8 protein-coding genes are annotated in these 9,984 nt (G+C 73.6%); 5 read left to right on the top strand and 3 right to left on the bottom strand.

Features of this window, described 5'->3' with window-relative positions:
• Nucleotides 1-16: 16 nt before the first annotated feature.
• The gene (locus tag ACRX5S_RS01265; protein ID WP_436770777.1) at nt 17-883 is read right to left on the bottom strand and encodes an ABC transporter permease; all 867 of its coding nucleotides are present in this window, start codon (nt 881-883) and stop codon (nt 17-19) included.
• Nucleotides 880-1,890, bottom strand: coding sequence for an ATP-binding cassette domain-containing protein (locus ACRX5S_RS01270; RefSeq protein ID WP_436770778.1), 1,011 nt, complete (start codon nt 1,888-1,890; stop codon nt 880-882). The genes ACRX5S_RS01265 and ACRX5S_RS01270 overlap by 4 nt, the downstream gene beginning before the upstream one ends.
• Nucleotides 1,891-2,001: 111 nt before the next feature.
• Between ACRX5S_RS01270 and ACRX5S_RS01275 the strand changes: the two genes are divergently transcribed.
• The 3 genes from ACRX5S_RS01275 (at nt 2,002) to ACRX5S_RS01285 (ending at nt 7,180) form a co-directional block, all read left to right on the top strand.
• Complete coding sequence (locus tag ACRX5S_RS01275) at nt 2,002-2,760, top strand: TetR/AcrR family transcriptional regulator (protein ID WP_436770779.1); 759 nt, start codon at nt 2,002-2,004, stop codon at nt 2,758-2,760.
• A 200-nt stretch (nt 2,761-2,960) separates the two neighbouring features.
• Nucleotides 2,961-5,942 carry an SNF2-related protein gene (locus tag ACRX5S_RS01280; protein ID WP_436770780.1) on the top strand — a complete coding sequence of 994 codons (2,982 nt, stop codon included), beginning with the start codon at nt 2,961-2,963 and terminating at the stop codon, nt 5,940-5,942.
• Nucleotides 5,939-7,180 (top strand): SWF or SNF family helicase, encoded by a 1,242-nt coding sequence (locus ACRX5S_RS01285; RefSeq protein WP_436770781.1) that lies wholly within the window; start codon nt 5,939-5,941, stop codon nt 7,178-7,180. The genes ACRX5S_RS01280 and ACRX5S_RS01285 overlap by 4 nt, the downstream gene beginning before the upstream one ends.
• A gap of 116 nt (nt 7,181-7,296) precedes the next feature.
• Here the strand turns inward: ACRX5S_RS01285 and ACRX5S_RS01290 are convergent, their stop codons facing one another.
• The gene (locus tag ACRX5S_RS01290; protein WP_436770782.1) at nt 7,297-8,514 is read right to left on the bottom strand and encodes an MFS transporter; all 1,218 of its coding nucleotides are present in this window, start codon (nt 8,512-8,514) and stop codon (nt 7,297-7,299) included.
• Nucleotides 8,515-8,674: 160 nt separating this feature from the next.
• On the opposite strand from ACRX5S_RS01290, the gene ACRX5S_RS01295 reads away from it, so the two are divergent.
• Nucleotides 8,675-9,070, top strand: a complete 396-nt coding sequence (locus ACRX5S_RS01295) for a MerR family transcriptional regulator (RefSeq protein ID WP_436770783.1) — start codon at nt 8,675-8,677, stop codon at nt 9,068-9,070.
• Between the two features lie 88 nt (nt 9,071-9,158).
• Nucleotides 9,159-9,818 (top strand): MOSC domain-containing protein, encoded by a 660-nt coding sequence (locus ACRX5S_RS01300; protein ID WP_436770784.1) that lies wholly within the window; start codon nt 9,159-9,161, stop codon nt 9,816-9,818.
• Nucleotides 9,819-9,984 lie beyond the last annotated feature (166 nt).

Consider the following 9,984-nt stretch of genomic DNA (forward strand, 5'->3'; position numbering starts at 1 on the left):
CAACGGCCGTACGTCCTCAGCGGTCCAGGCGGTTGAACCGCCGTACCGCCAGAGGCAGGAAGACCGCGGTGATCAACACCGGCCAGGCGATGGCCAGTTCGACCGCGTGCCGGGCCGCGAACGAGTCGCCGCCCCAGCCCGGGTTGCCGAACAACTCACGGGCCGCCGCCACCGTGGCCGACAGCGGGTTCCACTCCGCGACGGCGCCGAGCCAGCCGGGCATCGAATCGGGGGAGGCGTAGGTGTTGGACAGGAACCCGATCGGCCACACCAGGATCTGGACGGCCACCAGCGACTCCGGCCCGCGCGCGGCGAGACCCAGGTAGATGCCGACCCACAGCAGCGCGGAGCGCAGCAGCAGGAGCAGGGCGAACGCGGCGACCGCGCGGGCGAGTCCGTCGTGCCAGCTCCACCCGACGAGGCGTCCGCACAGCACCATCACGGCGAGCGCGGCGACCGAGTGGGCCATGTCCGCCAGGCTGCGCCCGACGACGACTGCGGACGCGGCGATCGGCATCGACCGGAAGCGGTCGGTCACCCCGCGGGCGGCGTCGGTGGAGACCGCGGCGAACGTCGTCTCGATGCCGAACACCATGGTCATCGCGAACATCCCGGGCAGCAGGAACTCGCGGTAGTTGCCGCCGCCCGGAACCGCCATCTGGCCACCGAAGAGGTAGCCGAACATCAGCACCAGCAGCACCGGGAACAGCAGTGCGAGGATCAGCGCGCCCGGCTGCCGGGCCCAGTGCCGGAACGTGCGCAGGGTGAGCGTCCAGGAGTCGGCCGCGGCCCAACGCAGGCGCGCGACCGGGCTCTTGGGCAGGGCCGGGACGAGCTCTGCGGCGGTCGCCCCGCGGGTGGCGGGAGTTGCGGCGGCGCTCATGCGGCGGCCTCCTTGCTCGGCGTGGCAGCACGGCCGGTGAGGTCGACGAACACCTCGTCGAGTGTCGGCCGCCGCAGGATGACGTCCTCCGCCTCGATCCCGGCGTTCCGCAGGGCGCCCACGACCGCGGTCAGCGCGGCCACCCGGTCGCGCACCGGCACTCCGACCCGCCGGGCCTCCGCGTCGATTTCCGCCGCCGCTTCGCCAATGCGCTCCAACATGGCTGCCACTGCCGTGACTTCGTCGTCATCGGCAAGCACCACGTCGATGCGGTCGCCGCCCAGACGGGCCTTGAGTGCGTCCGGCGTGCCGCGCGCGATGACGGTCCCGCGGCCGACGACGGTGATCGCGTCGGCGAGCCGGTCGGCCTCCTCCAGGTACTGCGTGGTGAGCAGGACCGTCGTGCCGCCCGCCACCAAAGCCCGTACGGCCGACCACACTTCGGTGCGGGCGCGCGGGTCGAGCCCGGTCGTCGGCTCGTCCAGGAACATGACCTCGGGGGCCAGGATCATGCTCACGGCGAGGTCCAGGCGGCGCCGCATGCCGCCCGAGTACGCCCCGACCGGCTTGCGGCCGGTCTCGTCGAGGCCGAAGCGGTCGAGCAGTTCGGCGGCGCGGTCGCGGGCGGTGCGCGGTCCGAGGTGGTAGAGGCGTCCGAACATCTCCAAGTTCTGCCGCCCGTCGAGGATTTCGTCGACCGCGGCGTGCTGGCCCAGCAGTCCGATGCGCAGGCGCACCTCCGCCGGGTCGCGGGCGACGTCGAAGCCCGCGACCTCGGCGCGCCCGCCGTCCGGGCGTAGCAGCGTCGCCAGGATGCGTACCGCCGTCGTCTTGCCCGCGCCGTTCGGGCCGAGCAGGCCGTGCACCGTGCCGCGCGGCACGTCGAGGTCGATGCCGTCGAGGGCGGGGGTGCCCCGGTAGTCCTTGCGCAGCCCCTGGGTGCGGATCGCCGGCCCGTCCGCGGCGCGGCGGGGCGGCGCGGCGGGGGCCCTGGTCAAGGCAGTCACGAGGGTCGCCTCCTAAACTGTGTACACCGTACGGGTTTACTTCGTACACCGTACGGTACGTTGTACGGAGTGTCACTCGTACGCCGTACGGACTTATGTGAGGACGGTCACATGGCTGAGAAGACGGGCAGGTCGGACCCCGCGCGCACGCTCGCGCTGCTCTGGCGGGCCAAGGAGCCCCCGGCGCGCGGGCCGAAGCCCGGCCTCAGCGTGGACCGCATCGTCGCGGCGGCGGTCGCGCTGGCCGACGGAACCGGCGTCGCCGCGCTCTCCATGCGCAAGGTCGCCGAGCGGCTCGGGGTCGGCACGATGTCGCTGTACACCTACGTGCCGGGCAAGGACGAGCTGCTCAACCTCATGGTCGACACCGTCCTGGCCGAGGGCGAGCGCCCCGACGACTTCGGCGGCACCTGGCGCGAAGCGCTCGAACTGCACGCGCGCGCCGACCGCTCGGTGGCGCTGCGGCACCCGTGGCTGGTGTCGCTGTCGACGCCCGGGCTGATGCTGATGGGCCCCGCGGAGACCGCGCGTTCGGAGTTCGCGATGCGCGCGGTGTCCGGGATCGGCCTGACCGAACGGGAGATGGTCGACGTCGTCAACCTCGTCGACGGCTACGTGCGCGGCGTCGCCCAGATCACCGCCGACCTCGGCGCCGCCGACCGCGAGTCGGACGTCGACTACGAGGAGTGGTGGGAGAAGGCCACGCCGATGTTGGAGCGGTTCATCCAGCAGAGCCGCTATCCGACGCTGTATGCGGTGTGGAATTCGGGGGCGTTCGAGGTCGCGCCGGAGGAGGGCTTCGAGTTCGGGTTGCAGCGGCTGCTGGACGGGGTCGAGCGGCTCGTCGAGGAACGGGCCGCCCGGAGCTGAACGCGTTGCCACGTCCGGGCTGTGCGGCGCTGAACGTCGGTGTCCTCGAATCGGGGCAGGCTCGGGCAGCGCCCGAACTCGGGCGGCGTCGAAGTCGCGACACCCGCCGGGAACAATCCGCGGGCCTGTCCCGTTGGACCCCCGTACAACGTACCGTACGCTGTACGGAGTCTATGACCCACCCTGGAGGAATCCCGCGCATGGCGCCAGGTACCACCCGCACCACCGCCTCCGCCGCCACGGGCCCGGCGGTCGGCCCCGCCGAAGCCGCCGCCCTCGCGCGCTGCGCGCCTGTGTTCGAGCCCGCCGATCCGCCGCGCGCGTCGCACCTCGTCTTCTGGAGCCCGGACGGCGTCGACCTGCCGTTCCGGGCCGGCGAACGGACCGAACTGGCCGTCGCCGCCCCCGACCCCGCGACCGGTGCGGTGGTACGCCGCGACGTGTCGGCCGTACGCGTTCCCGTCGCCGCGGCCGTCCCCGTCCTGTCCCGCGCCCGCACCGCCCCCGGCGCCCATCGCGCCGCCGCGTTCTGGGGATCGGTCTGCGTCGCCGCCCTGCAACTCGTCGCGCGCGGACGCCTCTTGCCCGGCGTCACCGCGGGCGACTTCGACGCGTGGCGGGTCGGCCCGCTCGACGCCGCCGACATCGCCCGCGTGCGCGACCTCGCCCACGCCATGCCGCCCGAGGCCCGCGCGGTGCCCACTCCCGCGTCCGGCACAGTTCTCGAACTGGCCGACGCCGAGGACCTGGTGCGCGCCCTCCTCGACGCCGTCGCCGACACCATGCCCCGTACCCCGGCCGCCGCACGGGCCTCCGGTACGCCGCTTTTCGCCGCGCGTACCGCCACCCGCGCGCCCCAACTGCGCCCCTGGGCCGAGGAGGTCGCGTCCGGACTCGACGCCGGGCTGCGCGCGTCCCTTCGCGTCGAACTCCCGGGCGGAAGCAGTGGGATTGGCCAAGGTGAAGAAGAGGACGACGACTTCGGGTTCGCCGATGACGACCTCACCGCGCGGACATTCCGCGCAGTCATCCAACTCCACAGCCTCGCCGACCCAACCCTCGTGGTGGACGCCGCGGACCTGTGGGGCACCGGGCCCGCCGGGTCCGACGCGTCCGCCAGAACACACCCCAAAGCCGCCGACGCCGTCACCCGTCTCGGCCCCCGCGCCCGATTCGACGCGACCATCGCCGTACGCCGCGCCGCCGACGCCTGGCCCGCCCTCGAACGCCTCCTGCACCAGGCCGTCCCCGACGCCCTCGACCTCGCCGACGACGACGTCGGCGACCTGCTCGGCCCGGCCGGGGCTCGCCTCGCCGCCGCCGGCATCGACGTGCACTGGCCCAAGGCCCTGGTACGCCGCCTCACCGCCACCGCGGTCGTCGGCACCGACCCGGGGCTGCGCGAGGACCCGTCCGCGCGCCCGTCGTTCTTCGGCGGCGACGCCGCGTTCGCCTTCCACTGGCGCCTCGCCGTCGGCGACAGCGACCTCACCGAGGCCGAGATGGACGCGCTCGCCGAGTCGCACCGCCCGATCGTCCGGCTGCGCGACCGCTGGACCCTGGTGGACCCCGAACTCCTGCGCAAGGCACGGGAACGCCGCCTCAAGCCGCTGACCGCGCTGGACGCCCTCGGCGCGGCGCTGACCGGCGCCGCCGAAGTCGACGGCGTACGCCTGCCGGTGCGCGCCGAGGGATGGCTGAGCGCGCTCCGCGACCGCATCGCCGACCCGGACGCGGCTGCGGCGGCCGAGGCCGTCGAAGCGCCCGAGGCCCTGCACGCCACGCTCCGCGACTACCAGCTCCGCGGCCTGCGCTGGCTCGCCCGCATGACCGAACTCGGCCTCGGCGGCTGCCTCGCCGACGACATGGGCCTCGGCAAGACGATCACCCTGATCGCCCTCCACCTCCACCGCCAACAGGACGAGGCGACCGCCGGGCCGACCCTCGTCGTCTGCCCCGCCTCGCTGCTCGGCAACTGGGAGCGCGAGATCCACCGCTTCGCCCCGGGCACCCCGGTCCGCCGCTTCCACGGCACGCGGCGCGATCTCGCGGACCTGGCCGACGGGTTCGTGCTCACGACGTATGGCACCATGCGCCGCGACGCCGGGAAGCTCGCCGCCGCGCCCTGGGGCCTGCTCGTCGCCGACGAAGCGCAGCACGTCAAGAACCCGCGCTCCGGAACGGCCAAGGAACTGCGCCGCATTCCGTCGCTCGCCCGCGTCGCGCTCACCGGCACGCCGGTCGAGAACAACCTCACCGAACTGTGGGCCGTCCTCGACTGGACCACCCCCGGCCTGCTCGGCCCGCTGCCCGTGTTCCGCACCCGCTGGGCGGTGCCCGTCGAATCGCGCAAGGACCCGGCCGCCGCCGAGCGATTCGCGCGGCTGGTAAGGCCGTTCCTGCTGCGCCGCCGCAAGTCCGACCCCGGCATCGCCCCCGAACTGCCGCCCAAGACCGAGACCGACCAGCCGGTGGCCCTCGGCCGCGAACAGGCCGCGCTCTACGAGGCGACGGTCCGCGAAATCATGGCCGAGATCGCCGGGACCACCGGCATCGCGCGCCGCGGCCGCGTCGTCAAACTGCTCACCGCGCTCAAGCAGATCTGCAACCACCCGGCGCAGTACCTGAAGGAGGAGCAGCCGCGCCTCGCCGGCCGCTCGGGCAAGCTCGAACTCCTCGACGAACTGGTCGACACCATCACCGCCGAGGACGGCGCGGTGCTGGTCTTCACGCAGTATGTGGCGATGGCCCGGCTCATCGAACGCCACCTCGCCGACCGCGGCGTCGCCACCCAACTCCTGCACGGGGGAACGCCGGTGGCCCGCCGCGAGGAACTGGTCCGGCGCTTCCAGGACGGCGAGGTCCCGGTGTTCCTGCTGTCCCTCAAGGCCGCGGGGACCGGGCTCAACCTCACCCGCGCCGACCACGTCGTGCACTACGACCGCTGGTGGAACCCGGCGGTCGAGGACCAGGCCACCGACCGGGCGTACCGCATCGGGCAGACCCGGCCGGTGCAGGTGCACCGCTTCATCGCGGAGGGCACCGTCGAGGACCGCATCGCCGACATGCTCGCCGCCAAACGCTCGCTCGCCGACGCCGTGCTGGCCTCCGGCGAGGCCGCGCTGACCGAACTCTCCGACGCCGAACTGGCCGACCTGGTCGAACTGAGGAGCACCCGGTGAACGAATCCGCCCGTGGTTTCCCCGCGTTCCCGGCCGGCCGCCGGGGCGGGCGGGGCTTCGCCCGCTCCTGGTGGGGCCAGGCGTGGATCCAGGCCGTCGAGGAGACCGCCCTGGACAACAAGGCGCTGCTCAACGGCCGCAAGTACGCCTACAGCGGACGCGTCGGCAGCATCACCGTCAGCCCCGGCCGCCTCTTCGCGGCGGTGCACGGCCAGACGGAGATACACCGCACGACGGTGACCCTCCAGCCGCTGTCCGAGGGCCAGTGGGACCGGTTCCTCGACCAAGTGGCCTCCCGCGCGGGCCACATCGCGGCGCTGCTGCGCCGGGACATGCCGCACGACCTCGTGGCGGCGGCGGAGGACGTGGGCGTACCGCTGCTGCCGGGGATCGGCGACCTGGACCCGTCCTGCGACTGCGAGGACTGGGGCACGTGCCGCCACGCCGCGGCGCTGGCGTACCAGGCGGCGTGGCTGGTGGACGAGGACCCGTTCCTGCTCCTGCTGCTACGGGGTCTCGGCGAGGAGGAGTTCCTGACGGCCCTTCAGCGCCGCGGCGCAGCGGGCGAGTCCGCGGTCGTTGCCGCAACCCGCACCGCGGTCGCAGCTGGGGACGCCTACGCCGCCGACCCCGGGCCCCTACCCGGCGACCCCGAACTCCCGGACGCACCAGGCGAGATGCCGTCGATTCCGGACAGCTCCCACGTCGAGGTCCCGGTCCTGAGGCTGCTCGCCCGCGACGCCGCCGAGCGCGCCTTCGAACTCCTCTGCACCGCAACGGTGACGGGGCTGGACGGGGCCGAATTCGACGACCCCGCACCCCTGTTGAACGTCGCCGACCTCGACGAACGCTCCGACGGTGTACGCCTGGCCGCACACCACGACGACCCGGAGGCAGTCGGGCGCCTGCGCGCCGCCCACGACCGCCCTGGGGACTTCGACCGCGCCGTAGCGGCGTGGCGGTACGGCGGCGCCCCCGGCTTCGAGGTGCTGGACCAGCCGTGGCGCCCCAACCGCACGGAACTCGCCCGCGCCAACACCGAGTTCGTAGCCATATTGGCGGACGCGCCGGACTCCGGGGAGACCTTCGCCGTCTCCCGCAACCGCTGGACCGACGCCGCCGCCGGCCGCCAACTCCGCTACGGCCGGGACGGCCGCTGGTACCCGTACGAGAACCGCGCAGGTACCTGGTGGCCCTCCGGCCCCCCGGCCCACGACCCGGCGACCGCCATGCCGTGAGTCCGGACACCGCCCCACGTCGCAGTCAGCTGTTGCCGTGGCGTCGGGGCGGCCCCCGCACATTGACACGGGGGGAAGGACATGAGCGCGCGTACCACGTCGTTCAGCGGGTCGCCTCAACTGTCCTGCGCGGTCCCGATCTTCGTCAGCGACACGACCGCCAGGGCGGCGACCACCAGCGGGAGCCCCGTCCACGCGAGCGCGCCGGCGCCGGCGTGGTCGAGGACGAGACCACCAGTCAGGGACCCCGCCGCGATCCCCGCGTTGTAGACCGTGGCCTGCAACGCCGTCGCGACGTCCGCGTCCGCCGGGCCCGACACGTTGACCAGCGTGGTCTGGATCAGCGTCGGCGCACCGCCGAAGGCCGCGCCCCACAACGCCACCGCCCCGACCAACACCCACGCACTGCGACCGGCGGCGCCGAGGACGACCAGCGCCGCCGCCGTCGCGGCCAAAGCGACCAGCAAGCTCGTGCGGAGGCGCCGGTCCGCCAGCGTGCCCGCCGCCCAGATCCCGGCGACCGTCGCGACGCCGAAGACCGCGAGGACCACCCCGGTCCCGCCGATCCCGGCGCGTTCGGTGACCGGTGCGAGGTAGGTATAGACAGCCTGGTGGCCGAGGAGGAGGAACAGCGTGACGGCCAGCACCGGTGCGATGCCGGGCTTGGCGGCGATGCGGCGCAGCGGCGTACGCTCGGCGGCCGGTTCGCCCGGGAAGTCCGGCACCTTCGCCCGCACCCACGCGGCCACCGCCAGACCGAGGACCGCGACGCCCGCGAACGCCGTACGCCACCCCACCGCCGAGGCCAGCGCACTGCCCGCCGGAATCCCCGCCGCGAGGGCCACCGTGATGCCCGCGAGCACGACCGCGATCGCCCTGCCCCGCTGCTCCGGCGGCACCATGCGGGACGCGTACCCCGCGAGCATCGCCCACAGCGTCCCGCCCATCGCGCCCGCCACCAGCCGCGCCCCGAACGTGAGCGGGTAGGACGAGGAGACGGCGGTGACCGCGTTGCACAGCGCGAAGCCCAACAGCGCGCCGATCAGGACCGGCCGCCGCCGCAGCCCCCGCAGCGCGGCGGTCAGCGGGATCGCCGCCAGGAACGACGCGGCGGCGTAGCCCGTGACGAGGAACCCGACCCGGCTCTCCGGTACGCCGAGGCCGTCGCCCATGCGCGGCAGCAGCCCCGCGGGCAGCAGCTCGGTCATCACCGCGGTGAAGGCCGCGGTGAAGAGGGCCAGGAGACCGGCCCAGGGCAGGCGCGCGGACCTGGTCCCGGGTTCGGGGACGGCGGCGGCCCCGCCCGCGTTCTCCGGCCTCAGGCCGCCCCGCAAGGCGTCAGTCGACTCGGTCGTTGGCAACGCACATCGCCTGACGTGCTCGTTTGCTGATGCGGTCGGCATGTGACCATGCTGAAACCCTCACATCAGTGAGAAGGCAAGCGCGGGTTTCTGCCCGCACCCGAGTACGGCGGAACGATCGAGGAGGTGGCTTGTGCGCATCGGCGAGTTGTCGCGGCGGACCGGGGTGCCCACCCGGATGCTGCGCTACTACGAGGAGCAGGACCTGCTCCACCCCGATCGGGCCGAGAACGGCTACCGCAGTTACCCGGAGTCGGCGGTGTACCGCGTCCAGCAGATCCGGGGCCTGCTGGACTCGGGGCTGACCACCGAGATCATCCGGAACATCCTGCCCTTCCTCGACCGCCCCGACCAGCTCTACCCGCATCCGGACTGCATGACCGCCGAGACGACCGCGCTGCTGCGCGGCGAGGCCGACCGCATCCAGGCGCGCATCGACTGCCTCGGGCGCAATCTGCGCGCGATCCGTGCGTACCTCGCCGCCGTCGCGCCCGGCGACGCTTCCGAGCCCGCGGATGAACGGGCTTGACGTCAAACGGAGTTGATCGTCGCCGCGCGGGCGATTGTGGCCGGGAAAACCGTCGCCTTCCGGCCACCGCGACCGTACCGTCGCTCCCATGAATCTGCTTTCCGTCAACATCGGCAAGCCCCGTCCCAATCCGTGGAAGACGGTCGGCACCACCGGGATCGACAAGCGCCCGGTCGCCGGGCCGGTGGCGGTGTCCGAGCCCGGTCCGGCCGGCACCGGCGCCGTCGGGCTGGCGGGTGACCGGGTCTACGACGTGAAGAACCACGGCGGCAGTGCCCAGGCGGTGTACGCGTACGCCCGGGAGGACCTCGACCACTGGGAGGCGGAACTCGGCAGGACGCTGGCGAACGGCGCGTTCGGCGAGAACTTGACGACGTCGGGGTTCGACGTCAACGCGGCCCTGATGGGCGAGCGCTGGCGCATCGGCGCGGACGTCGTCCTGGAGATCGCGACGGCGCGCATCCCGTGCCGGACGTTCCAGGGTTGGCTGGAACAGGAGGGCTGGGTCAAGCGGTTCATGCACGCCGGTCGGCCCGGACCGTACCTCCGCGTGGTCGAGCCGGGCGACGTCCGGGCCGGGGACGCGGTCGAGGTCGTGCACCGCCCCGCCCACGGGGTGTCGGTCGCGCACTTCTTCCGCGCCATGACGATCGAACCCGACTTGCTGCCAGGGCTGTTGGACGTCGACGACCTGCCGGAGCCGGCATTGGACTGGCTGCGCAGGCGAACCGCCTATCTGGCCCGTTGAGTTGACGGGACCTCGCCGGAACGCCGAGCGTTGCCCGGCGTTGCCCGGCGTTGCCCGGCGTCGAACGGCGTCGAACGGGGAAGAACGGGGACGAACGCCGAACGACGACGAGGGCGGTGGGGGGGGGGGGGGGGGGGGGGGGGGGGGGGGGGGGGGGGGGGGGGGG

The sequence above is a fragment of the Yinghuangia sp. YIM S09857 genome, assembly GCF_051388915.1.
Taxonomy (GTDB): Bacteria; Actinomycetota; Actinomycetes; order Streptomycetales; family Streptomycetaceae; genus Yinghuangia.